This is a genomic window from uncultured Roseibium sp. (genome assembly GCF_947499295.1).
In the GTDB taxonomy this organism is placed as follows: domain Bacteria; phylum Pseudomonadota; class Alphaproteobacteria; order Rhizobiales; family Stappiaceae; genus Roseibium.
In genome coordinates this window covers 1-23,035 of record NZ_CANMNP010000011.1, presented here as the reverse complement: position 1 = coordinate 23,035, position 23,035 = coordinate 1, and the positions used below count along the sequence as shown (strand labels likewise).

The following is a 23,035-nucleotide window of genomic DNA, read 5'->3' as shown; positions in this document are numbered from 1 at the left end:
CAGACAGGTAAAAGTGACTTGTCAGTAGCTGTTTGGTGCCGGGTTTAATGGCGTCGCCCATCTTTGAAGCTGTGTGACAACATAGCAGCAGCGGTGGCGATGCATGCTGATGTGGGTTAGCGTGTCGTCACATTTCCGGCTAATCCGCAGCCAGATATTCAGTTGCGGGTCTCTGAACCGTGTCGGCGGTGGTGATGCAAACTTTTGACCGTCGTTTATGTAGAGATCGACGAAAACCACCCCGGTTTCCGGCTGGCCAACTGCAGCGGCTCGATTGTTGCCCTGAATACTTCCGGTAGGATATTCTGGCACAGTCGGGCGTCCTGAGCAGTTAACCAATGCATCGCTGAATTCGGCCAATGTCAACAGCTCACAAGGCGCGTGACCTAACAGCAACTTTAAGAATATCGCGAAATTGATCTAAGGGTCGTTTTTTGGGGCACCCACATCGATCCAAAGCTTGCGGTTTTTGTCGGCTTCCAGGCCGCGACATTTCAGTTCGAACGACTGGTATGGGGACGCGAAGCGGTCGTTCGTCAGCAGCGCCCTGACCAATAGGGCACTGGTCTTTTCAAAGAACGTGTTTCGATACGGCCTCATGTCGCAATTCTGCCGGCGGATGAGAGCGCTGTATCCACGCGCTGAAAGTGTCGCTCTGTTGTTCTTCCATCTTCGAGAAGTCGTCTAGAATTTCAGAAAGTCGGTTTCCCTCAATAAGACGGGCGGCAAATCGGTCGGCCTCGTACTCGGTGAACCTCGATATCGAATTGATGAGCATCTCAGCGACCTTGGCCGGGATGCATAGGACTGTTGTCATGGCAATGAACAGCAAACCGAAGAAGGGGATCCGGTTGAGCGTCCTGTCGGCAATACCAACGCCGAAATTGATGGGAAGATTGAGATAGTGATGCAACATTTGGAATCGAGTATCCCAATTGCGTAAGTGTCCGATTTCATGGGCGATGACACCGCTTAGACGCTCAATACCGGAAGGCGTGTCCTCATACTTGAGCAACAGCCCTTTGGTGAACACGACCCGATTGTGCGCATAGGCAAAGGCATTGAGTTCCCCGCTGTCCTGAATCCGCCAAACCAACCTGGGAAGCCTGATCCCTGTCGCGACAGACCGCTCTTGCAGAAGCGCCTCGACTCCGCCAAACAACGTCATTTCCCGCTCAGAAGGGCGCCTTGTTGCGAAAATCACATCGAAATTGCTCGCGGCGACGGCTGGCACTTTGGCAACAAAGATAGCCGGCAGAACCGCCAATCCAAATGCCATTGAAAAGACTTGCCAGTCTTCAAGCAGAATACGACCAAAATAGAGAGAAAAAGGAAGCGCCAAGACATAGTACGTGAGCATCACCATGCAAAAGGCTGACGCTGCCGCGGCAACCAATGAGACGGTGCGAACGAGCTCGATTGCTGCAATTCTCGCGACAATTTTCATAATGAACTTTCCCAATTTCTTCGTCTGCATATTCGCGCATTGAGTGTTTTGTTTGGAGCTTCAATCAGATGCTGGCTGATGTTTCAACAAGGATTTCCACTCGAGTTTGGGCTAGTTCGATGAAGCTTTCGGTATCTGCAACAATGGCAATTCCGCAGCGGTTATGCTGCCTCCAAATAGGCTACTTGAGCGGTTTCCTGGTGTGCACTCGCTGGCAGTCTGCTCAGAAAATACGATAAGCAATCCTGCTCTTTGTCGGAGCCACCTTCCGGAGGCCATCGCCCTGGAAGCTGGTATCCGGACGAGCCGTTCACGCTGGTTGCGAGATTGAACCGCGCCAGGTTGGGCAGGGCCTTTTCGGCGAGCCAGGTGTTCCATTCATCGACCTGCTGGGTCCGGGCTGTTGGAAGAACGACGACGGGAACGGAGCGGCGAGAGATGGCCTTCGCGCGCACCTCACGCGCGTTAGGTTTTATATTTTTTTCTTTCTCTAAGTTTGGTGGACAGATTTGACCGCGTTTGCCGGACACGTCTGACCGCCTTTCGGGACAGATCTGTCCGCCTTCAGACGGGGTAAGGGGGGCAGATTTGTCCGTCTTTTCTCGAAGCTCGGAGGCCTTTAGGATCGAGGCGTCGGTAGGGCAATACTCCGTATTGTGCCCGACACCATTCCCGCGTTGAACGCTGAGCCATCCACCGATTTCCAGATCCCGGATGGCGCGTTGGATGGATTTGACACTCTTGCCGGTTGCCTCGGCAACGGTCTTGTAGGACGGCCACGCCTTCTCGGTGTGGCCGTTCACATGTGCGGTCACGATATAGAGCGCTACGCACTTGGCATTGTCGTTGATATTGGCATCACAGCTCAGCAGTCTTAGCCACTGAAGCTTCACTTCCCGGAACGGGCGGCGCTCGCTCATGCATGCCTCCTTGCCGGAAGGCAGGCAAGGCGAGTGCATTTGCCCCTCCAACTTTCAGAGAAGCGCTGTACGGGATTTGTACGAGCACAACTCGAAAATCGCCGGAAAACACTTGCAAAAATTTGCAGTGCCTGAACTTCTCTTTTTGAGAGCGCTCCGTAACTTACTGAAATTATTGATTTTTTTGGCGCACCCGACAGGATTCGAACCTGTGACCTCTGCCTTCGGAGGGCAGCGCTCTATCCAGCTGAGCTACGGGTGCTGCTCGGCCATGCATTGAGAATGGCACGGCGGATAGACGCGTCTGATACTCGATCCGGGGACCCGGGGCAATGGCTTTCTGCTATTTTGGACAGGAATTCTGGCGGCTCGCAAGGCGCCTGGGCTTTGGCATTGCCGAAACTGTAATCGTGCTTTGAAGACCATGGCCGCTCTGGTTCGGGAGCAAAGTTTACAACAAAAATGTCGCCGGGGTGATAGAGCAAAGCTTCGGCTGCGTATTGTTTGGTAACGACCTCAATTGTCGCAGGTTCCGATGAACGAAACGCCCGATTGCCGTAAGCTTGTGCTGATCCTTGGAGATCAGCTGTCGCACGATATGTCCAGCTTGAAGCGGGCCGAGCGGAAGCAGGATCAAGTGCTTATGGTCGAGGTGATGGAAGAGGCGACTTATGTCCGTCATCACAAGAAGAAGATCGCATTCCTGTTCTCCGCCATGCGCCATTTTGCGCAAGAGCTGCGCGATGCAGGCTGGGCGGTCGATTATGTCGAGCTGGATGCGCCAGGCAACACGGGCAGTTTCAAGGGAGAGATTAAAAGGGCGGCTCAGCGTCTGAGCCCGGAAGGAATTCTGCTGACCGAGCCCGGAGAATGGCGTGTGATGGAAGGCATGCGCAGCTGGCAGGATGCTCTCGGTCTGCCGGTGGAGCTCCTTTCAGATCAGCGGTTTATGTGTTCACCTGCAGAGTTTCGCGCTTGGGCAACAGGGCGAAAGCAGTTGCGCATGGAAAACTTTTATCAGGACATGCGCCGCAAAACCGGACTGCTGATGGACGGGCAAAAGCCCGTGGGAGGCAAGTGGAACTTCGATGCGGAGAACCGCAAGCCGGCGAAAGCGGACCTTTTCATGCCCTCGCCGAGACGGGTAGCGCCAGACAAAATCACCAAAGAGGTTCTTGATCTGGTTGCAAACCGTTTTGCCGATCATTTCGGATCGCTCGATCCGTTCTGGTTCGCGGTAACGAGACAGGATGCCGAGGCAGCGTTCGAGGAGTTTCTTGAGACATCGCTTGCAAATTTCGGCACCTATCAGGATGCAATGCTACAAGGCGAAAAATTTCTCTATCACGCCGTCATATCAGCCTACCTGAATGCCGGGCTTCTTGATGCTCTGACGCTCTGCCGGAAGGTCGAGACGGCCTACCTGGAAGGCAAGGCGCCCTTGAATGCCGTGGAGGGGTTTATCCGGCAGATCCTGGGTTGGCGCGAATACGTCCGGGGCATCTATTGGCTGAAAATGCCGGACTATGCGACCAAGAACGCATTGGAAGCCCACCGGCCTTTGCCGGACTTTTACTGGACGGGAAAAACGCGGATGAAGTGTGTCGCGGAAGCCGTCACGCAAACGCTTGAGGAAGCCTATGCGCATCACATACAGCGGTTGATGGTGACAGGAAACTTCGCGTTGCTTGCCGGTGTTGATCCAGGCGAAGTTCATGAATGGTATCTGATGGTCTACGCGGATGCATATGAATGGGTCGAGCTACCGAATACCATCGGCATGAGCCAGTATGCTGATGGCGGCTTGCTGGCCTCCAAGCCGTACATCTCGAGCGGCAACTACATTAACAAGATGTCGGACTATTGCGGGGCCTGTTCTTACGATGTCAATCAAAGGACGGGTGAGGGGGCTTGTCCGTTCAACGCGCTCTATTGGCATTTTCTCGACAGGAACGAAACTCACCTTCGAAACAATCCGCGACTTGGGCAGCCTTACGCGACCTGGCGGAAAATGGCTCCTGAAAAACAGGACCAATACCGCTCCAGTGCCGAAGCCATTTTAGGCCGGCTCGACCAGCAGGGGGAGGTATGATGTTCCCCGCATATGCAGGTTGCGGATGCGTTGATTTCAAGTGCGTCCGACAGGGGGAAAGCAGACTTTTCAAATTGTTGAGATGTAAAACAAAAAAAACGCGCAGCCATAAGACTGCGCGAATAAAGTTACTGTGCACGTGGCCCCATCGACCACGGCGGCAACTCTAGCGACATCTTTATTGATTGTCATTACCGTAAAATATTTTATTTTTTGATTCACTGTAATGCGACTGATCGTTATTCATACTGAGTCAGTTGTGAAAGTATCGTGTCACTAAATAGTCTCTTTAAATACAGAGGCTTACTACAGAGAAATTCGAAAAATTCCGCATGTGTAGTTTGCTGAAGCCGGCCGATTGATCGCAAATTATCGGCAAAACTGCTTAGTGTTTTTAGCGACTTGCTTCGGTCCGTCCGAGACATGCACCTTCGTAATTCCTTTGCGGATGAAGCCGAGCTTTTTTGCGGCCGCATAGGTCACATCAATCACACGGCCTTTGGAATAAGGTCCCCGGTCGTTGATCCGGACGGTAACCGATTTTCCGTTGGAGAGATTGGTCACCTCAACCATGGTTCCAAATGGCAATGTGCGATGCGCTGCCGTGAGGCCATTTGGGTTGGCGGGCTCACCGCTGGCTGTGGTGCCGCCCAATTTGTACCAGGAGGCCTTGCCGCACTGGGTAAAGTTATCATTGGACGCAAAGGCGGCTGATCCTGCCGTTGCCAGCATGGTTGCGCAAAGACCTGCCCGCACCAGGCTCTTGAGAGCGCTGTGTGTATGCATGGTTGAATCCTGTCGGTTCTTGGCCAGCTCCTGGCCACAAATTGACGAAACTGTGATGGCGACGCCTAACATTCCGTCGCGGCACGAATACGTCGCGGATGTGAAAAAATTGTGGCGTGAATTCAACAATAAAATGAAAATTGAAGAAAAGTTTGATAAAATTTTAGTTAATATTGAATGTAGAACGTTAATTTCCGGTTAAATATAAAAATCCTAAGAGTTGTGGGAAGTTTTCAGTTTTAGAAATAATCAAAAGAACTGTGATAATACTTTATGCATGATTTTGGCGCGTAAGTAGTGTGGTAGCGCCTTTCGATCCGAGTTTTTGAAAGGGCGGTCTGGTGCAAGTCAGCCATCGGTTTTTAGAAGACCGGCTGGAGAGGTCCGGTCACACAAGTGATAATAATAGTCTTGCGGGATTTCACACGTCCCTGCTGGAAGTCCTGCCATTTGCTGCTGCTTATGTTGCGCAGGACGGAAGCATACTTCACTGCAACACGCATTTGAGAGATGCCTGCTCCCGTTTGAAACTTGATTTCATGCCCGCCGGGCTGAAAACATTGTTGTCGAGGTCAAGCTGGAAACGGTGCAAGACCGTCTTGGCGACTGCATTCAGTGGGGTCCCTTCGCAGGCCAGCGGCACAATGACACTGAAGTCGGGAAGCGAATTCTGTCACCATATGATCTGCACCTCCGTGGTGTCGCTGACAGGTGCGAACCAGGCAGTCCTTGTTCAATTCGACATGAAAGAAAGTGGCCAGGACGCCAAGCAGCTGCCCGAGACTGTTTCCCGGACAGAGGTTTCTTCCAAATCGGCGTCGGCAAGTTTCGACCTGTTGGAGCATTTTCCCGACGAAATTCTTGTTTTCGACGGATCGGAAAGTGCAGAGGAAAGAGCCGTGATGCTGCTTGAGCTGATCGGTAGTGACTATGACATCGGGGCTTTGATTGAGGCATTGCAGGAGGGAGATGAGGATCTGGCACAAACACTCCATATCCCTGAAAATCGGAGCTTTGAAGCAGCAGGTTACCTGACAGACCGTCAGATGTGTGAAGTCCGGATTGTGCCGATCAAGGAACGAAAGGAACAAGGTGTTCGTCGCCGCGCATCGATGGCGGTTATCCGGCGCAATATTGACTGCCCGCATGACGTTGCCGAAAACCGAAGACTTGCCTACCACGATCCGTTGACGGGTCTGGAAAACCGCCGGGCCTTCACCAAAGCGCTGAAGTGGGAATTGACGCGACTTTGCTCCGACCATGAGACAGGGCTGGCCGTCTACTACATCGATCTGGATGAATTCAAGAAGGTGAATGACCTTGGCGGCCATGATGCCGGTGACGAAATGCTCATGCGGGTCGCTGCCTGCTTGAGCCTGACACTTGGTGAATTCGGGACCGCTGCACGCATTGGCGGCGATGAGTTCGCCGGAATGGTTCCCGCTGCCTGTGAAGGTGCAGCCCTCGATGTGGCCGAAAGGGTCCTGGATGGCTTTGAAAGGATCAGATTGGAAGTCGGTGACAGGGTCTTCACGATTGGCGGCTCCATTGGTGTCGCCTTTGTGGACAGCAGTGTCGTGGCCGAAGAAATCGACGCCGCTGCGCTCCTGGGCGTTGCAGATCATGCGTGCCTGCGCGGCAAGAGGGGCGGCGGACAATCCGTTCAGATCCACAGCGTGCAATCGACAGATTGTCAGCGGCGGCGAAACGAACTGGCGGATTTACCTGATGCCGGCAGTTTCCGGGGCAATGAGCTGACACTCTTTGCCATGCCGATCATGTGCCTGAAGAACGATCGGGTTTGCGGACAGGAAGTTTTGCTGCGGTTGCAGGGCGACCGCGCCAGGGGCCTGTCGTCCCGGGCATGGATTTCAGCCGCTGAACGGTCAGGATTTATTGCCCAGGTGGATGCCTGGACCCTGGACCGGGTGCTGGACGCGGCGGAAAGAAGCTCGGACCGGTCAATTCTGACGATGAACGTCTCGGCTGAATCGGCCCGCGACCCGAATTTCCGCGATGGCCTTTATCATCGCCTTTCCATCAACCCGTTGCTTGCAGCCAAGTTGTGCCTGGAGATTGCCGAAAAGGACTTCCTGCGCGAGCCGGCAACGGTTGAATCCTTTTTCAAGTTCGCTGCTGAACTTGGGTGCCAAACGGCCGTAGATGATTTCGCCGGTCATTGGCCTGTTCTGTCACGCCTGACGGGTCTGCGGGTTGAATGGCTGAAGCTGGAGTCCGGTTTGACTCAGCAGGTCATCGGGGAACCTGCTAAAGCGGCCATCCTCAACGGCCTTGTACGGGCGGCTCATGAACTCGGCATCAAGGTTGTCGCCAAGCATGTCGAAACGCTTGAAGAAGCAGACTTGCTGCGGGAGATGAATATCGAGGCAGCGCAGGGTCATCTCTTCGGTGCTCCCGCGCCCTGGCCGGGGAGGTGAGGACAAAAAAGAGCGGCAAAACCGCTCTTTTGATTTTTCATTTAAGATCCCGACTAGATGTCGAGATTGGCAACGGACAGCGCGTTGTCCTGGATGAATTCGCGCCGTGGCTCCACCTCGTCTCCCATGAGTTTGGTGAAGATATCGTCCGCGTCATCGGCTTCCTTAACCTTGACCTGTAGAAGGGAGCGGACATTCGGGTCGAGGGTTGTTTCCCAAAGTTGCTCGGGGTTCATTTCACCGAGGCCTTTGTAGCGCTGAAGAGAAATGCCTTTCTGGCCGAAGGCATAAACCTGTGTCAGCAGCGCACGCGGCCCTCTGATTTCCGTTGAGTTGTCCTTGCGGCGCAGCGCGGCGGCCTTGCCATAGACTTCTTGCAGATGCTCGGCATGCGCCGCGAGACGGCGGGCATCTGCCGATCCGAGCAGGGCCGCATCGATTGTGGCGGCTTCTTCGACGCCGCGCACGGTCCGTTTGAACACCAAACTGCCATCGTCGCGGGCCTCGCCTGTCCATCCGCGCTCGAATTCATCGGCGAGAATGTCCATGCGGCGTGCGATATAGGCAGCCGCTTCTTCGGCCTTCGTGCGGTCGTCCAGAATCTCGGTGTTGAGTGCACCGGCGATTGCGGCTTGTTCGACGACGTCGCGATTGTAGCGAGAGTGCAGGTCGTCGAAAATGTCGGAAATCGCCCGGGCTGTCTGAACAACACCTAGCAGGTCCTGACCAATGCGCACTTCGCCATTTGCAAGCGTCAGCGATGCGTCATCCAGGCCCTGAGCGATCAGGTAGTCTTCCAGAGCCTGTTGGTTCTTTAGATATTGCTCGGACTGGCCACGCTTGACCTTATAAAGCGGTGGCTGCGCGATATAGACATAGCCGTTTTCGATCAGTTGCGGCATTTGGCGGAAGAAGAATGTCAAGAGCAATGTCCGGATGTGGGCACCATCCACGTCCGCATCGGTCATGATGATAATCTTGTGGTACCGCAGTTTCTCAATATTGAATTCTTCCATGCCGATACCGGTGCCGAGCGCGGTAATCAGCGTGCCGATTTCATTGGACGACAGCATCTTGTCAAAGCGCGCCCGCTCCACGTTGAGGATCTTGCCTCGCAACGGCAGGACGGCCTGGTTTTCCCGATGGCGGCCCTGCTTTGCCGAGCCACCCGCGGAATCGCCCTCCACCAGGAAGAGTTCGGCTTTCGAAGCATCACGTTCCTGGCAGTCCGCCAGTTTGCCGGGCAGCGAGGCGACGTCGAGTGCACCCTTGCGGCGGGTCAGCTCGCGGGCCTTTCTGGCGGCCTCGCGCGCCGAGGCGGCCTCAACGACCTTGGAGACAATCGACCTGGCGGGAGCCGGGTTTTCCTCAAGCCATTCACTCAGTGTCTGGGATATCAGGTTCTCAACGACCGGACGCACCTCGGATGAAACGAGCTTGTCCTTGGTTTGTGACGAGAATTTCGGATCCGGCACCTTGACCGACAATACACATGTCAGGCCTTCACGGCAGTCATCGCCGGACAGGGAGACCTTTTCCTTTTTCATAAGTCCGGTGGCCTCTGCGTAGCCGGTCACCTGACGCGTCAGTGCAGCACGGAATCCGGCAAGGTGTGTACCGCCGTCGCGTTGCGGGATGTTGTTTGTGAAGCACAAAACCTGTTCGTGATAACTGTCGTTCCACCACATCGCGGCTTCTACGGTGATCCCGTCCTTTTCCGCGCTCATGGTGACGGGATCTTCAATAAGCGGGTGCTTTGCCCGGTCCAGATAACGGACGAAAGCTTCAAGTCCACCTTCGTAAAACAACTCCTCGACAACGTCCTCAACACCGCGTTTGTCGGTCAGGATGATGCGCGCACCGGAATTCAGGAATGCCAGCTCGCGCAGACGGTGTTCAAGGGTGCTGAAATCAAATTCAATTTTGCTGAAGGTTTCCGGCGAAGGCAGGAACGTGACTTCGGTTCCTTTCCGGCCATTGGCCGGACCGACGACTTTGAGCGGCTCTTGAGCGTCTCCATGGGAGAAACTCATAAAGTGCTCCTGATCGTTTCGCCAGATGCGAAGATCAAGCCTGGTGGAAAGCGCATTCACCACGGAAACACCGACGCCGTGCAGACCACCGGAAACCTTGTAGGAATTCTGGTCGAATTTACCGCCGGCATGCAGCTGGGTCATGATAACCTCAGCTGCTGAAACACCTTCTTCAGAGTGCAGGTCCGTCGGAATGCCGCGTCCGTTGTCTGACACGGTAACCGAACCGTCCGGATTAAGCGTGACGGTGACATAATCTGCGTGACCGGCTAAAGCCTCGTCGATGGCATTGTCGACCACCTCGTAGACCATGTGGTGCAGACCGGAGCCATCGTCCGTGTCACCGATATACATGCCGGGCCGTTTGCGGACGGCATCGAGGCCCTTGAGAACCTTGATGCTGTCGGCGCCATAGTCGGCACCGTTTTCTGTTTCCGGGTTCGGGGTAGGCTCAGGCGTGGACGTGTCGCTCATGCGAATCAATCACCAATCGATTTATCTTTTCTCACCCCGTTATACGGGGTTCCGGCAGTCGTTCAACTGCGTGCGGCCCGTCAGCAAGCCAGCGAAGGGATTATGGTGGAAAACCATAAGATTCAGGCGGATTTAAGGGGTCACCTGGGGCTGCAAAGGCGGCTCTTGCCATCCTCGATCTCAAACACGTGCGCATCTCCGGGCAAGGCTTCAAAAAGGGCACTGTCAGTCCCTGTCATGAAAACCTGTCCGCCAAGTGAATTCAGCTTCTGGAATAGCGAAGATCGGCGGCCGGGATCAAGGTGCGCGGCAATCTCATCGAGCAGAAGAACGGGTGTCATGCCGGACACTTTTGCAGTCAGCTCCGCATGCGCCAGTACCAGTCCGATCAGCAGCGCCTTCTGTTCGCCGGTGGAGGATTGCGCAGCCGGCATTTTCTTTGTGGCATGAAAGACTTTCAGGTCACTCAGGTGAGGCCCGTTCAATGTGCGTCCGGCAGCTCGGTCACGTGGGCGTCCGTCTTTGAGCATCTGGCGGTAATGATCCTCCCGGTCCGAGGCGCTCAATCCCAGCATCTCTGCTTCAAACGCTCCCTCCAATGCGACCGATGCATGCGGAAAGGGTAACGCCTGGGCGACTTGCTCGGCAATCATCTGGCTTAGCAGCCCGACAGTTTCCCCGCGCGCGATCGCAACAGCGGTTCCGAGTTCGGCAACCTGTTGCTCCAAGGCGGTCAGAAAGGCGTCACCTCCGCCCTGATCCAGCAACCGGTTTCGTTGACGAAGTGCATTTTCGAAATCGGCGACGCGTCGTCCGTGAGACGGATCGATGGCCAGTGTGAGGCGGTCCAGAAACCGGCGTCTGTCCGATCCAGGTCCGGTAAAAAGGCCGTCCATGCTTGGGACAAGCCAGAGCACGCGCATGTAATCAAGAAGGCTTTCCGAACCTCGGACTTCCTCGCCATCGATGCGCACTTTCCGGCCCGGTGTACCCGCTGCGAGCCCCGTGCCGATTTTCGTCTCCAGACCATCCAGCATGACGGTTGCGGCAACACTCCAGCTGCCCTCTCCGCCCTTTTGGGCGACGTCAGCCAGGGTCGCGCGCCTGAGGCCCCGTCCGGCGGTTAAAAAGGAGATAGCTTCCAGAATGTTGGTTTTACCGGCGCCGTTGGCACCGACGAACGTGACGAGCTTGGCCGAGATATCAATGGAAAGTGCGGCGTAGTTGCGGAAGCCGGTCAAGGACAGGCGGGTCAGCTGCGCCGTCCTGAACTCAGTCATGATCCAACGTCCGCCTTTTCAACTGCCGGAGGTTCTCGTCAGACCCGCATCGGCATCAGCACAAACAGGCAGTCATCAACCGTATTGTCCTGGATAAGTGTCGGAGATCCGGAATCGGCCAGCCGGAACAGAGCTGTGTCGCTGCTTAATTGATTAGCTATATCAAGGAGATAGCGTGAGTTGAAGCCGATTTCCATATCCTCGGCATCATACTCGACGGCCAGTTCCTCAGTCGCGCTGCCGGAATCCGGGTTGTTGACAGTCAGAACCATGCGACCGTCGCCGAGCGACAGCTTGACGGCGCGTCCTCGTTCTGAGGAGATAGTCGACACACGATCGACAGCTTCCTTGAATTCGTCCCTGTCGACGCGCATCTCCTTGTCATTTCCCTGCGGAATGACCCGGCCATAATCCGGGAAAGTGCCATCGATCAGCTTGGATGTCAGTACGACGGATCCCGTCGTTGCGCGAATCTTGGTGTCCGACAGTTCGATCTGTACGTCGGCTTCCGGCTCTTCAAGAAGCTTCTGGATCTCGCCAACCGTCTTACGCGGCACGATAATGCCGGGCATTCCGGACGATCCTGATGGAGCCGACACTTCGGCCTGCGCAAGGCGGTGACCGTCTGTCGCAACCGCACGGAACTGCTGGCCGTTGGCAGCGTCCACCGTGTGCAGGTAGATCCCGTTCAGATAGTAGCGCGTTTCCTCGGTCGAAATGGCGAACTGCGTAGTGTCGATCAACTTGCGAATGTCAGAGGCTGACAACGTGAATCCATGGCTGAAATCACCGGCGGTAAGGTCAGGGAAATCCGTTTCCGGCAGCATCTGCAGCGTGAATTTCGAGCGGCCGGCCCGTATTTCCAATGTGGCATTGTCGCTGGTGGTTTCCAGGACGACTTGCGACCCTTCCGGCAGCTTGCGCACGATATCGTAAAACATATGTGCCGGCACAGTGGTCGCGCCTGGCAATTCGATCATTGCGGGAACCGTTTCGACGATTTCGAGGTCAAGATCGGTTGCTTTGAGATTGATCGCGCCACCATCGGCCCGCAAGAGAACATTCGACAGGATGGGAATGGTGTTCCGGCGCTCAACCACCCGATGAACATGGGTCAAGGACTTGAGGAGGTCGGTCCGCTCGAGGGTCGCTTTCATTCACTCGTTCCGTACTCATGAAAAGCCAGGCGAATTAGCCTGGCGAACTGGATTTGGGGCTCCGTTATGGAGCGGGGGAAAGACACTGCCCTTAACCGCTCTCAAAAGCAAGAGGGCGCCCCTTTGGAGCGCCCTCAAAATGCTAGAAAACCTGTTATTTTCGAGCTCAGGTCGGCGCGCTGATTGTATCAGGCATCCAACATGCGCTTGAGCAATTCAAGCTCCTGCGCTAAAGCATAATCAGCTCTGGCCATTTCTTCGATTTTGCGCACTGCGTGCAGCACTGTTGTGTGGTCCCGGTTGCCGAACCGGCGACCGATTTCAGGCAGTGAACGCGGGGTCATCACTTTCGCAAGATACATAGCTATCTGACGCGGACGCACGATGGTGCGGGTTCGGCGTGCCGACAGCAAGTCAGCCTTGGTCACATTGTAATGCTTGGAGACGACGCGCTGGATGTCTTCGATCTTGACCCGGCGCGGTTCGCTGGAGCGGACCAGATCACGCAATGTCATCTCGGCCATTTCCTGCGTAATCGGCTGGTTGGTGAGCTGGTTATGCGCAATGAGCCGGTTCAGAGCACCTTCCAGATCACGGCCTGAAGAGGCGACATGCCGGGCAACGTAGTCCAGAACAGTTTCCGGCACGGCGAATTGCGGGTAGGCTTTCTGCGCAGTTTCGACACGGGCAGTCAGGATGTTCCGGCGAAGCGTGAAGTCAGGCTCCTGTATGCCGACAACCAGGCCGCCGGAGAGACGCGAACGGACGCGGTCATCAAGTGTGTCGAGTTCAGACGGCGCACGATCCGCAGCGACAATTACCTGACGTGCGCCGTCGATCAGGGCATTCAGCGTGTGGCAGAATTCCTGCTGTACCTGTTTGCCGTGAAGGAATTGCATATCGTCGATCAGGAGGAGGTCAATTGTCCGCAGCGTGTCCTTGAAGGCAAGTGCTGACTGGGATTTGAGCGCGGCCACAAATTTGTACATGAAGTGTTCGGCAGTGAGGTAAAGCACCTTCCGTCCGCTGGCGCGTGCCTTCGCGGCGACTGCCTGCATCAGGTGAGTTTTTCCCAAACCTACGGACGCATGTAGATAGAGCGGGTTGAAGGTGACGGCGCCGCCGGATGCAACCTGACGGGCTGCAGCAAGTGCGAGATTGTTGGATTCGCCTTCAACAAACGTGTCGAATGTGTATTTGGGGTCGAGTGCTGCCCCTTGCAGGACGTCTCTTGCGCTGTCGCCGCCGGCATCGCCCCTGCCAAGGGCCGCAGTTGCTGCCTGAGCGCGCGTGACCTGCGCGGCATCGCCCAAACCGTCGTTTCTGGTGTCGACTGTTACAGGCTTGGCACCCGAAGGGCCCGCAAGACTGGCTTTGTTTGTCGGTGTCTGGCGTGGCCGAATAGCGCCACGAACAGTCAGCTCAATTCGGTGAACGTTATCACATTCGCGCTGCCAAAGACCCATGAGCCGATCATTATAATTGTTCTGGATCCACTGTTTAAGAAATCGAGTCGGAACGGACAGGCGTACAGTGCCGTCCTGATGTTCCTCAAGGTCGACACGAGCAAACCAGCTCGTAAAAACATCATCGCCCAATTCCGCGCGAAGCTGTTTTTTGACCCTTTTCCAATGTTCGGAGCCACCTGCCTCCTGAACCTGCATGTCATCTGCCTCCTGTACTTTGTGAAGAACGGTCCGCCACAGCCATTCTTCGCCGCCTCGCTGCTTTTGCAGCATTATGATGTCCCTTTTGGGACGGTTATTCGTTTGGCGGTGGATATACTCCAGCCGCCGCCCCGTCTTGAATGCGGGAAACTAATTCTGAATCCAAGGCAGCCCGGCAGCTTTCCAGCCGGCCTGTGTGCCGCGATGACGGTCTGCGTCCAGCGGCCCCTCAAATCCATCAGAGATATTGTAGCAGTGCGTGTAACCGGCCTGAGTCAGCGCAATTGCAGCTGCTTGGCTCCGTGCGCCGGAGCGGCACAGAAAATAGATCGGAGCGCTTTGGTCAAGTCCTTTTTTGACCAACTGGTTTGAAACAGTCGACGCGAAATCCGGATTTGGTCCGCTCGACGGAAAACTTTGCCATTCCGCCAATACAGGTTCCTTGCCGATCGGGCGCAAATCGGGGATGCCGACAAAGGCCCATTCCGCTTGTGTGCGCACGTCAACAAGCACCGCGTCCTGTTGTTCGGAGAGCTGCTGAAAAGCCTCCTTCGCGCTGAAATTTCCTGCGTAACCACCCTCAAGTTGCACAGACGCCCCCTTCGATAGCTTTGCGCCATCGGTTATAATTTGCTTATTAGTATTTTCGGAAGGAGTATTAGTCTAAATTTCGCTAAGCGCCGTAAAGACTGAACGCGTTAATGTATTCGCTTCCCAGCCTATATGACGTGTGCTCAGCTATATTTCTGTTTGACTTATACATTGTTTTTCCAAGCACTAGTTTTAGGTTAATCGCTGGTCTTTGCCGCCAGCCGTGTTGTTAATATACAGACAGCGCCTTGCGGGGCAACAGCGGGTTAATACGTTTCTTGGCAGATGCCGGTTTCTGCCCCTGCGTTACCGAATTTCCGCTCCCTGTGTGCAAAGGAGCAAATGCTTTTTACCGCAATGACTTTTTGCTCTGAGCTGCCTTGTCGCAAATGAAAAACAGCGATTTCAAAAAAAATTTCGGAACAGATACCTTGACTCGTATCGAATCCGGTTTGATCTCACCGCTTAGATCCTACATACCTGTAAGATATTGAAAAACATAGATAATTTTTGACACTCTCATATGGCGTATTTTTGAAGGTTGTGAACCTGAAACGGGCCTATTTCTGTCATCCACAAAATTGCATGGCTAAAAAAAACCCGGCACTGTGGCCGGGTCTTCTGAGCGTTGATTTCACGGAAAAATTAGGCGCCAAGTGCCTTGATGCGGGCGTTGAGGCGGGAAACTTTCCGGGATGCCGTGTTTGCATGCATCACGCCTTTGGACGCTGCGCGCATGATTTCCGGCTGGGCTGCCTTGAAAGCGTCGTTTGCTGCGCTCTGATCGCCAGAAGCGATTGCTTCTTCAACTTTACGCAGGTACGTGCGAACACGGCTTCTGCGGTCTTTGTTGGTGGCCGTCCGGCGGGCAATCTTGCGGGCCGCCTTCTTGGCCGATGGTGTGTTGGCCATTGGCTCAATCCTGATCGGTAATGGGGACTAGGGTCCGGTGGCGATCGGACCAAGGCTTCAAAGCCGGTAAGACCCGATCAAAAAACAACGGCGGCGAAAGTCCGCCACCGATTGGGCGCTGCTTATAATGGCGCTTGCGCTTGTCGTCAACGGCTTTGTCGTTGATACACGGAAGATTATTTGTTCCTGAATTGCGGGGACCGTTTCTCCGTAAAGGCGCTCATGCCCTCGTTCTGGTCCTCAAGGGCAAAAAGCGCCTGGAAGACCCGTCGCTCGAACCGGACCCCTTCAGAAAGTGTTGTTTCATACGCCCGGTCGACACTTTCCTTTGCCATCATGACGACAGGAAGCGAGAAGTCGGCGATTTTCTCAGCGGCCTTCAGGACTTCCTCCAGAAGGTCATCGGCAGGAACGATACGGCTGACCAGGCCGCTGCGTTCTGCTTCTTCTGCATCCATCATGCGACCTGTCAAAACCATCTCCATAGCCTTTGACTTGCCGACGAACCGCGTCAGGCGCTGTGTACCACCTGCCCCGGGGATGACGCCAAGAGTAATCTCCGGCTGGCCGAACTTTGCGGTATCGGCAGCGATGATGAAATCGCAGAGCATGGCCAGTTCGCAGCCGCCGCCCAGCGCATAGCCGGCAACCGCAGCGATGATTGGCTTCCGGTTCCGCGAGACGCAGTCAAATGGCGTGATCAGATCGGTCTGGTAGGCGGAAGCGAAGTTGTGAGGCTGCATTTCCTTGATGTCTGCGCCAGCCGCAAAAGCCTTCTCCGAACCTGTGATGACAACACAGCCGATACGCTCGTCTTCGTCGAAACTGTCGAGGGCTGTGCAAAGCTCTGCAACCAGCGCTGAATTGAGCGCATTCAGGGCTTCCGGCCGGTCCAGAGTGATCAGGCCTACTTTGCCGCGCTTTTCAACGCGGATGTTCTCGTATCCCATAGTATGCGCTCCCAAGGCCGGAGGTTGCCGTCATGTACGGCTCCTCGGATTTGTCAAACTTACGGCTCATGCCTAACCGACACGAGGCGTGTCTGGCAAGTTTGGCCGAAGGGATAGAGGCCGGACTGTCAGGTCTGGCAATGAGGGCAATAAAAGGTCGAGCGGTTTGATTGCACGAGCCGTGCAACAGTGCCGCTGCAGCCCGGCGTCCGGCAGCTTTCGTTTTCGCGGCCATAGACCGCAAAGGAATGCTGAAAATAGCCAAGCGTTCCATCAGCCTGGGTGTGGTCCCGCAAGGAAGAGCCGCCGGCCTTGATGGCGTCTTCGAGTGTTTCCCGGATGTTGGCCGCAAGTGCGATCGCCTTTTTTGTCGGCTTTCTTGATTTCGTCACCAGGCTCCCGGCGGAGCGTTCCGGGCTCAGGCCACTGCGCCAAAGTGCTTCACACACATATATATTGCCAAGACCAGCGATCAGCTTCTGGTTCAACAGAGCGGCTTTTAAAGGCGATTTCCGACCTTCGAATAGACCGGCAAGTGTTTCCGCGCTCAGTTGATTGCCCAGAGGCTCCAGTCCAAGGTCCCTGAAAAGTGGATGCGCAGATAGCGTGGCTCGTGGCACGAGGTCCATGAAACCAAAGCGGCGCGGATCATTGTATATGATGCGCGGGCGTTCTCCGGTGGTGGTTTCAAGGTGAAAGACCACGTGATCGTGCTTGGTGTCCTTGCTGCGGGCGTGAACAAATGCACCCGGTGCACTTTCGTTGTGATCAGCTTCGATCCGAAAAGACCCTGACATACCAAGATGCATGACCAGGACATCTCCACTGTCGATATCAGCAAGCAGATATTTGGATCGGCGGGACAGGGCGGTGACCCGTTTTCCCGTCAGCCGGCTGGTGAAATTTTCTGGAAACGGAAAACGAAGATCTGGGCGGTTTTGCTCAACCTTTCGCAGCGTGGCTCCTTCGAATGCGGGCGACAGACCGCGTTTGACGGTTTCAACTTCCGGCAATTCAGGCATCTGAAGACTGGTCTCCGCTTCGGTTGCGCGCTAAGAGGTCTGACAATCTCACACTGGCCTGCGGCATATGGCGTCCAAGGCCGGCAAAGATAGCGCTCGGGCGGTGCTTGTACTATGTTCCGGCGCACTTTGAAGACCTTAAATGGATTTGTGATCCGCCAGAACAACGGCAGTTCGCGAAAGAGCGGGCTGATCTGTTCAAGAACAGGAACGGTGGTCAACCGGTAAGCTGAGGCTGAACAGGTTGATCTTGGAGACGCATTCATGACGCAACAGGCACGCAGCGGAGCTTCGGACCGGACTCCGGAGGACATGCCGACCAGTTTCGGTTTCACAAAGGTGGCCGAGGGTAGCAAACAGGCGCTTGTGGACGATGTATTTCACAAGGTAGCTGACCGTTATGACCTGATGAACGACATGATGTCCGGCGGGATGCACCGGGTTTGGAAAGATGCGATGGTCTCTTTCCTTGCGCCGCCAAGGACTGACAAATCAGGCTGGCAGCTATTGGATGTTGCAGGCGGCACAGGCGATATAGCGACACGTGTCGTCAACCGGTCGGCTGAAACGGTTTCGGCAGTGGTCTGCGACATTAATGAATCCATGCTCGGTGTCGGCCGTGACAGAGCCGCGAAAGCCGGGCTTTCAAGATTGATCACCTTTAGCCAGGGAAACGCTGAAGACCTGCCATTCCCTGACAAGAGTTTCGACGCTTATACGATTGCCTTCGGCATCCGAAATGTGCCGGACATCCCGAAAGCACTGAGGGAGGCGCGGCGCGTTCTGAAGCGCGGCGGCCGCTTTCTTTGCCTGGAATTTTCCGAAGTCGATGTGCCCCTTCTGGACAAAGCCTATGACACCTTTTCTTTCAAGGCGATCCCTGTCATGGGCAAATGGGTGACGGGTGACGGAGACCCCTATCAGTATCTGGTAGAGTCCATCCGCAAGTTTCCCAGTCAGGAGCGGTTCGCGGAGATGGTTCGGGAAGCAGGATTTGAACGGGTCACCTATCGCAATTATTCCGGCGGCATTGCCGCGCTGCATTCCGGTTGGAAATTCTGATTGATGGCGTTTCCGGTAATGTCCCTATTCCGCCTAGTGCGGGCCGGTTTCGTGATGGCGCGCGAAGGTGTGTTCAGCCTCGTCCATCTGCCGGACCTTCCAGCAGGACCGCGCTTCGGGATCGCGATTGCCCGCTTGTTGGAACGTCGCGCGGTCAAAGACAAGAGTGCAGACCTGCGCCTTTCAGACGCTCTCAATCGGTTGGGACCTTCCTACGTGAAGCTTGGCCAGTTCCTGGCAACACGGGCCGATGTCGTGGGAAAAGATGCCGCGCGTGAATTATCTGCACTGCAGGACCGGCTGCCTGCGTTCGAACATGAGGCAGCACGGCGGGCAATTTCAGAACAGCTTGATCGACCTGTAGACGAGATTTTTGTCGAATTTGGCGAAGCCGTTGCAGCGGCATCCATCGCTCAGGTGCATCCGGCCGTCATCAGGGGCAAGGACGGGCTGGACCGAAAGGTCGCCGTCAAGGTTTTGCGCCCGGGTGTTGCCCGAAGATTTCAAAGAGATCTGGAAAGTTACTACCTGGTCGCCCGCCTCGCGGAGCGGTTCCATCCGCCTTCGCGTCGGCTTCGTCCCGTTGCGGTGGTCGATACGCTCGCGCAATCCGTCGCCATGGAAATGGATTTCAGGCTCGAAGCTGCCGCACTATCGGAAATGGCAGAAAACATCGCGAATGACGCGGGTTTCCGGGTGCCAAGTGTGGAATGGCTTCACACATCCAAGGGTGTTTTGACGCTTGAGTGGATCGATGGCCGGAAAATGTCCGATGTTGATGGCCTTCGTGAAGACGGACACGATCTGGAGGCTCTGGGTGCGTCAGTCATTCAGAGCTTTCTCCGGCACACGCTGCGAGACGGGTTTTTTCACGCGGACATGCACCAGGGCAATCTTTTCGTCGAACCAGACGGAACGCTTGTCGCGGTCGATTTTGGCATCACTGGCCGGCTCAACAAGCGTGAACGCCGTTTTTTGGCCGAGATCCTGTTCGGTTTCATCACTCGAAACTACAAGCGGGTTGCCGAAGTGCACTTTGAGGCCGGATATGTGCCGGCCCATCAGGACGTTGACATGTTTGCACAGGCGATCCGTGCGATTGGGGAGCCGATCCACGGTCACGATGCCAGCGAGATATCCATGGCCAGGCTTCTGACGCAGCTGTTTGAAGTGACCGACCTGTTTGAAATGCGCACCCAGACCCAATTGATCATGTTGCAGAAAACCATGGTCGTAGTCGAAGGTGTTGCCAGGTCCTTGAACCCCAATCTTGATATGTGGCGGACGGCTGAACCTGTTGTTGGCAGCTGGATCGCAGAAAATCTTGGACCCGTTGGTAAGTTCCGGGACGCGGGCGACGCATTGTCCGCACTGGCACGGGTCGCAAACGACATGCCCTTGTTTGCCGACCGCATTGGTCGCATGTCTGCTGAACTTGAAAAAATGACCAACAGTGGTCTTCGGTTCGATGAAGAAACTGCGGAAGCAATCGGCAAGGCAGAAGCAAGGCACACGCGGTCTGGACGAATTGCTCTTTGGGTGATTGCCGTCTGCGCGCTGCTTTTGACCTATCAGGCCTTCTGATCGCTTTGGCAGCGTCATACCGTACAAGCAGTAGAACATACGATGCCTGGACTGGGTCCGTTTGCAGCTAAGAACTGTTGTTCTGGTTAGGCCAAGCGGACAACAACACCGTGCAGGCATCGTTTATGTGCCGTTTCAGGATGCCTTGTGCGATGGTTTTGTCGCGATTGCGGACAGCTGACAAGATGTCTTCATGATCTTTCAGCCAGTCTTTGGTCTGTGCCGGCAGTACACCGTATCCGGAAATATGAATGCGGCATGTCCGTCGAAGCTCTTCAATCATCTTCAATTGCCGCGGCCTGTCCGCAGGTAGATAGAGACTTTGGTGAAAGGCCCAGTCGCCGTCAGCCCACCGGTTTGTGCCCGCATCAATCGACGAGTGAGCGAATGCGATTTCAATCGCGTTCAGGTCGGCTTCCGTCATCAGATTGATTGCACGGCACAGACAGTCTGTTTCCAGCAGCACCCTCAGGTCGTAAATCTCTGAAATTTCGGCCGGTTCCAGACTGATCACCCGCGCTCTCCGATTGGGGACGAGGCTGATCATTCCACGAGAGGCCAAGAGTTGGAGAGCGTCTCTAACCGGGATCCGGCTGATTGCAAATCGTTTTGCGATTTCACCCTGCTTGAGTTCTTCGCCAGGCCGGAAGCGGCCTTCGACAATTTCAGTTTCCAGCGTGGCTGCAATGTGCTCTGCGGACATGAAACCTTCCTCTGATCGGCCTCATCATGGACTTGACAAATTTTAAATTCAAGAATGTATAAATGTATACATTTTGGAGAGCGAGATGGCAACCAACCACCAATACACGTCGAAAATTGTCTGGACCGGGAACTTGGGGACCGGCACGAACACCTATCGTGGATACGAACGAACCTGGGAAATCAGGACACCGGGCAAGCCTGCGGTGTCTTGTGCCAATGACCCGTTGCTTGGTGGAAACCCGGAGCTTCACAACCCGGAAGATCTGCTTTTATCGGCGCTCGCAAGCTGCCACATGCTCTGGTATCTGCATCTGGCAAGCAACGCCGGCATTGCCGTGAGCGCTTATGAGGACTTTCCTCTGGGTTTTGGAGAGACCGAAAAAAATGGTGCAGGCCGGTTTTTGCAGGCAACTTTGAGACCGAAGATCGTGGTGCCCATGGGCACGAACCTGAAAGAAGCTGACGCGATCCACCGCGAAATTCACAAATATTGCTACATCGCCCGTTCAGTTGCATTTCCGGTCAGCTATGAGGCGACATATCGGGAGCAGTGAACATCAGGGGCGCTCACCGGTCTCCAGCTGTTGCAGAGCAAGCGACTTCGAAACGTTGCGGATTTCTTCTGCAAGAGTGTCGTCGTCAATTGTCCGGGACAACACCATGCCGCCGACGCACAAAGCCGCCAGTCCAATGGCCTTGTCTCTTTTGGCAGGGGCTTCAGGCAGATTGTTTTCAAACAGCCAGATCATTGCCCGCAGCAGGGCCTCATACGCGGACTGAACTTCAGGCGTCGCCCGGGCGACGTCGGATGGCAGTGCGATCATCGGGCATTGTCCTTCCACGTCGCCGAGATGCTTGGTCGAAAGGTAGCTTTCAATCATGTCCCTAACCGTCTGTGGTCCACCATTGACCGGGTCGACACCGGCTTCGTCGCGCCAGGTTTTGCCACGCCCGTTCAGGAAGGACGCCACGGCTTCCGCATAAAGCTCGTCCTTGTTCTTGAAGTGATTGTAGAAACCGCCCCTGGTAAGGCCGGCTTCGGCCATGACGGTATCGATCGAGACTTCTGAGAAGCCATGGCGGTTGAAGAGAATACGCGCGCATTCAACGATGCGTTTGCGCGTTTTGGTTTTGTGCTCTGGGGCGTAAGGCAAGGCTGTCTCCCGGACCTGATCTGGAAAGAATATCAGGGACCAAAAAATGTTCTTTAACATAAATTGATTGCTGGCAAAAAAGGCAGATCCTGTTGAAAGAATTCGGATAGAAAAATGGAAAATCTCTTTGAAGCTGCTCCCTTCCTCAATGCCTATAGGCCGGGTTTGACAATTGTCGCCGCACTATCCTTGATCGTGTTGATCCAGAACTTCCTGACAGCTCCGCTCGCATTTGCCAAAGAGGAACAGATCCCTGGCATGCCGCTGCAGTATGACCATACGAAACTGAGTTTTCGGGCGGTTCGAACCTATCAGAACTCAGCTGAGAGCTTTCCGGCCTTTCTGGCTGCCGTCCTGATTGCGATCATAGCCGGCGTGTCACCGTTGCTGGTGAATGTGGCTGCAGGTATTTACCTGGCTGCACGTCTATTGTTTTGGGGCGTTTATTACGCCGGCGTCGGCAGAGTCGCTGGCGGACCCCGCACGATTGCATTCGTGGTCTGCCTACTGGCGAATATCGTGATCGCAGTGGCTGCTTTGATCGCGCTGTATTGACGCCTGAAGCTGGCAGTCTGCTCAACCGGCGGTGACGCGCCGAAGCGTCAGGTTGATCCGGCCCCCGGTTTTCAGAAGGCTCGATGTTCCGCTCAAAACCCGATCGATTCCATGAAAGACGAGCCTAGCTGTTTGATCCCAGATTTTGATGGTGCAGTCTTTTCTCCCGAATGGAAGGATGCACTATGGGACAGGTTTTACACGGG

The 23,035-nt window shown here is 55.1% G+C and carries 19 protein-coding genes, 1 tRNA gene and 1 pseudogene; 6 read left to right on the top strand and 15 right to left on the bottom strand.

Features of this window, described 5'->3' with window-relative positions; all coding sequences use genetic code 11:
- Positions 1 to 571: 571 nt before the first annotated feature.
- From Q0835_RS17155 to Q0835_RS17145, 3 genes are all read right to left on the bottom strand, one after another.
- Positions 572 to 1,447 carry a M48 family metalloprotease gene (locus Q0835_RS17155; protein ID WP_298815595.1) on the bottom strand — a complete coding sequence of 292 codons (876 nt, stop codon included), beginning with the start codon at positions 1,445 to 1,447 and terminating at the stop codon, positions 572 to 574.
- Between the two features lie 161 nt (positions 1,448 to 1,608).
- Positions 1,609 to 2,367: a helix-turn-helix domain-containing protein gene (locus Q0835_RS17150; RefSeq protein WP_298815597.1), complete on the bottom strand. Its 759-nt coding sequence runs from the start codon at positions 2,365 to 2,367 to the stop codon at positions 1,609 to 1,611.
- Positions 2,368 to 2,552: 185 nt separating this feature from the next.
- Positions 2,553 to 2,629, bottom strand: a tRNA-Arg gene (locus Q0835_RS17145).
- A 273-nt stretch (positions 2,630 to 2,902) separates the two neighbouring features.
- Between Q0835_RS17145 and Q0835_RS17140 the strand changes: the two genes are divergently transcribed.
- Entirely contained in the window at positions 2,903 to 4,459 is a 1,557-nt protein-coding gene (locus Q0835_RS17140) for a cryptochrome/photolyase family protein (RefSeq protein ID WP_298963276.1), read from the top strand.
- Positions 4,460 to 4,828: 369 nt separating this feature from the next.
- Here the strand turns inward: Q0835_RS17140 and Q0835_RS17135 are convergent, their stop codons facing one another.
- Positions 4,829 to 5,191, bottom strand: coding sequence for a septal ring lytic transglycosylase RlpA family protein (locus Q0835_RS17135; protein ID WP_298963535.1), 363 nt, complete (start codon positions 5,189 to 5,191; stop codon positions 4,829 to 4,831).
- Positions 5,192 to 5,889: 698 nt separating this feature from the next.
- On the opposite strand from Q0835_RS17135, the gene Q0835_RS17130 reads away from it, so the two are divergent.
- Positions 5,890 to 7,683 (top strand): EAL domain-containing protein, encoded by a 1,794-nt coding sequence (locus Q0835_RS17130; RefSeq protein ID WP_298963273.1) that lies wholly within the window; start codon positions 5,890 to 5,892, stop codon positions 7,681 to 7,683.
- A gap of 53 nt (positions 7,684 to 7,736) precedes the next feature.
- Here the strand turns inward: Q0835_RS17130 and gyrB are convergent, their stop codons facing one another.
- From gyrB to mutM, 8 genes are all read right to left on the bottom strand, one after another.
- Positions 7,737 to 10,190: a DNA topoisomerase (ATP-hydrolyzing) subunit B gene (gene gyrB, locus Q0835_RS17125; protein WP_298818633.1), complete on the bottom strand. Its 2,454-nt coding sequence runs from the start codon at positions 10,188 to 10,190 to the stop codon at positions 7,737 to 7,739.
- A gap of 140 nt (positions 10,191 to 10,330) precedes the next feature.
- Positions 10,331 to 11,470, bottom strand: a complete 1,140-nt coding sequence (gene recF / locus Q0835_RS17120) for a DNA replication/repair protein RecF (RefSeq protein WP_298963271.1) — start codon at positions 11,468 to 11,470, stop codon at positions 10,331 to 10,333.
- Between the two features lie 38 nt (positions 11,471 to 11,508).
- Positions 11,509 to 12,627: a DNA polymerase III subunit beta gene (dnaN, locus tag Q0835_RS17115; protein ID WP_298963266.1), complete on the bottom strand. Its 1,119-nt coding sequence runs from the start codon at positions 12,625 to 12,627 to the stop codon at positions 11,509 to 11,511.
- A 188-nt stretch (positions 12,628 to 12,815) separates the two neighbouring features.
- Complete coding sequence (dnaA, locus tag Q0835_RS17110) at positions 12,816 to 14,291, bottom strand: chromosomal replication initiator protein DnaA (RefSeq protein WP_298819138.1); 1,476 nt, start codon at positions 14,289 to 14,291, stop codon at positions 12,816 to 12,818.
- Between the two features lie 153 nt (positions 14,292 to 14,444).
- Positions 14,445 to 14,885, bottom strand: a complete 441-nt coding sequence (locus tag Q0835_RS17105; RefSeq protein ID WP_298818639.1) for a rhodanese-like domain-containing protein — start codon at positions 14,883 to 14,885, stop codon at positions 14,445 to 14,447.
- Positions 14,886 to 15,530: 645 nt separating this feature from the next.
- Positions 15,531 to 15,797, bottom strand: a complete 267-nt coding sequence (rpsT, locus tag Q0835_RS17100) for a 30S ribosomal protein S20 (protein WP_152504040.1) — start codon at positions 15,795 to 15,797, stop codon at positions 15,531 to 15,533.
- Between the two features lie 176 nt (positions 15,798 to 15,973).
- Positions 15,974 to 16,747 carry an enoyl-CoA hydratase gene (locus Q0835_RS17095; RefSeq protein WP_298963264.1) on the bottom strand — a complete coding sequence of 258 codons (774 nt, stop codon included), beginning with the start codon at positions 16,745 to 16,747 and terminating at the stop codon, positions 15,974 to 15,976.
- A 128-nt stretch (positions 16,748 to 16,875) separates the two neighbouring features.
- Positions 16,876 to 17,769 carry a bifunctional DNA-formamidopyrimidine glycosylase/DNA-(apurinic or apyrimidinic site) lyase gene (mutM, locus tag Q0835_RS17090; protein ID WP_298963263.1) on the bottom strand — a complete coding sequence of 298 codons (894 nt, stop codon included), beginning with the start codon at positions 17,767 to 17,769 and terminating at the stop codon, positions 16,876 to 16,878.
- Positions 17,770 to 18,081: 312 nt separating this feature from the next.
- Here mutM and ubiE point away from each other — a divergent pair, with 312 nt between their 5' ends.
- The gene (ubiE, locus tag Q0835_RS17085) at positions 18,082 to 18,831 is read left to right on the top strand and encodes a bifunctional demethylmenaquinone methyltransferase/2-methoxy-6-polyprenyl-1,4-benzoquinol methylase UbiE (protein ID WP_298819140.1); all 750 of its coding nucleotides are present in this window, start codon (positions 18,082 to 18,084) and stop codon (positions 18,829 to 18,831) included.
- 3 nt (positions 18,832 to 18,834) lie between these two features.
- Entirely contained in the window at positions 18,835 to 20,415 is a 1,581-nt protein-coding gene (gene ubiB, locus Q0835_RS17080) for a 2-polyprenylphenol 6-hydroxylase (RefSeq protein WP_298818651.1), read from the top strand.
- Between the two features lie 67 nt (positions 20,416 to 20,482).
- Here the strand turns inward: ubiB and Q0835_RS17075 are convergent, their stop codons facing one another.
- On the bottom strand, positions 20,483 to 21,118 hold the full coding sequence (locus tag Q0835_RS17075; RefSeq protein ID WP_298818653.1) for a GntR family transcriptional regulator: 636 nt from the start codon (positions 21,116 to 21,118) through the stop codon (positions 20,483 to 20,485).
- 85 nt (positions 21,119 to 21,203) lie between these two features.
- On the opposite strand from Q0835_RS17075, the gene Q0835_RS17070 reads away from it, so the two are divergent.
- Complete coding sequence (locus Q0835_RS17070) at positions 21,204 to 21,674, top strand: OsmC family protein (RefSeq protein WP_298818655.1); 471 nt, start codon at positions 21,204 to 21,206, stop codon at positions 21,672 to 21,674.
- Between the two features lie 3 nt (positions 21,675 to 21,677).
- Here Q0835_RS17070 and Q0835_RS17065 read toward each other — a convergent pair whose 3' ends face one another.
- Positions 21,678 to 22,274, bottom strand: a complete 597-nt coding sequence (locus Q0835_RS17065) for a TetR/AcrR family transcriptional regulator (protein ID WP_298818657.1) — start codon at positions 22,272 to 22,274, stop codon at positions 21,678 to 21,680.
- Between the two features lie 114 nt (positions 22,275 to 22,388).
- Here Q0835_RS17065 and Q0835_RS17060 point away from each other — a divergent pair, with 114 nt between their 5' ends.
- Positions 22,389 to 22,829: an MAPEG family protein gene (locus Q0835_RS17060; protein ID WP_298963261.1), complete on the top strand. Its 441-nt coding sequence runs from the start codon at positions 22,389 to 22,391 to the stop codon at positions 22,827 to 22,829.
- 21 nt (positions 22,830 to 22,850) lie between these two features.
- On the opposite strand, the pseudogene Q0835_RS17055 reads toward Q0835_RS17060, so the two are convergent.
- Positions 22,851 to 22,955, bottom strand: a pseudogene (locus Q0835_RS17055) (alpha-ketoglutarate-dependent dioxygenase AlkB); the annotation flags it as partial.
- Positions 22,956 to 23,035: the final 80 nt, after the last annotated feature.

What these genes read in the sequence shown, in the direction of transcription:
- Q0835_RS17150 (WP_298815597.1), bottom strand. Translation starts at nt 2,367, where the DNA reads ATGAGCGAGCGCCGCCCGTTCCGGGAAGTGAAGCTTCAGTGGCTAAGA.
- ubiB (WP_298818651.1), top strand. Translation starts at nt 18,835, where the DNA reads ATGGCGTTTCCGGTAATGTCCCTATTCCGCCTAGTGCGGGCCGGTTTC.
- Q0835_RS17140 (WP_298963276.1), top strand. Translation starts at nt 2,903, where the DNA reads ATGAACGAAACGCCCGATTGCCGTAAGCTTGTGCTGATCCTTGGAGAT.
- recF (WP_298963271.1), bottom strand. Translation starts at nt 11,470, where the DNA reads ATGACTGAGTTCAGGACGGCGCAGCTGACCCGCCTGTCCTTGACCGGC.
- mutM (WP_298963263.1), bottom strand. Translation starts at nt 17,769, where the DNA reads ATGCCTGAATTGCCGGAAGTTGAAACCGTCAAACGCGGTCTGTCGCCC.
- Q0835_RS17070 (WP_298818655.1), top strand. Translation starts at nt 21,204, where the DNA reads ATGGCAACCAACCACCAATACACGTCGAAAATTGTCTGGACCGGGAAC.
- Q0835_RS17130 (WP_298963273.1), top strand. Translation starts at nt 5,890, where the DNA reads ATGACACTGAAGTCGGGAAGCGAATTCTGTCACCATATGATCTGCACC.
- rpsT (WP_152504040.1), bottom strand. Translation starts at nt 15,797, where the DNA reads ATGGCCAACACACCATCGGCCAAGAAGGCGGCCCGCAAGATTGCCCGC.
- dnaA (WP_298819138.1), bottom strand. Translation starts at nt 14,291, where the DNA reads ATGCAGGTTCAGGAGGCAGGTGGCTCCGAACATTGGAAAAGGGTCAAA.
- dnaN (WP_298963266.1), bottom strand. Translation starts at nt 12,627, where the DNA reads ATGAAAGCGACCCTCGAGCGGACCGACCTCCTCAAGTCCTTGACCCAT.
- Q0835_RS17060 (WP_298963261.1), top strand. Translation starts at nt 22,389, where the DNA reads ATGGAAAATCTCTTTGAAGCTGCTCCCTTCCTCAATGCCTATAGGCCG.
- ubiE (WP_298819140.1), top strand. Translation starts at nt 18,082, where the DNA reads ATGCCGACCAGTTTCGGTTTCACAAAGGTGGCCGAGGGTAGCAAACAG.
- Q0835_RS17135 (WP_298963535.1), bottom strand. Translation starts at nt 5,191, where the DNA reads ATGCTGGCAACGGCAGGATCAGCCGCCTTTGCGTCCAATGATAACTTT.
- Q0835_RS17075 (WP_298818653.1), bottom strand. Translation starts at nt 21,118, where the DNA reads ATGTCCGCAGAGCACATTGCAGCCACGCTGGAAACTGAAATTGTCGAA.
- Q0835_RS17095 (WP_298963264.1), bottom strand. Translation starts at nt 16,747, where the DNA reads ATGGGATACGAGAACATCCGCGTTGAAAAGCGCGGCAAAGTAGGCCTG.
- Q0835_RS17155 (WP_298815595.1), bottom strand. Translation starts at nt 1,447, where the DNA reads ATGAAAATTGTCGCGAGAATTGCAGCAATCGAGCTCGTTCGCACCGTC.
- gyrB (WP_298818633.1), bottom strand. Translation starts at nt 10,190, where the DNA reads ATGAGCGACACGTCCACGCCTGAGCCTACCCCGAACCCGGAAACAGAA.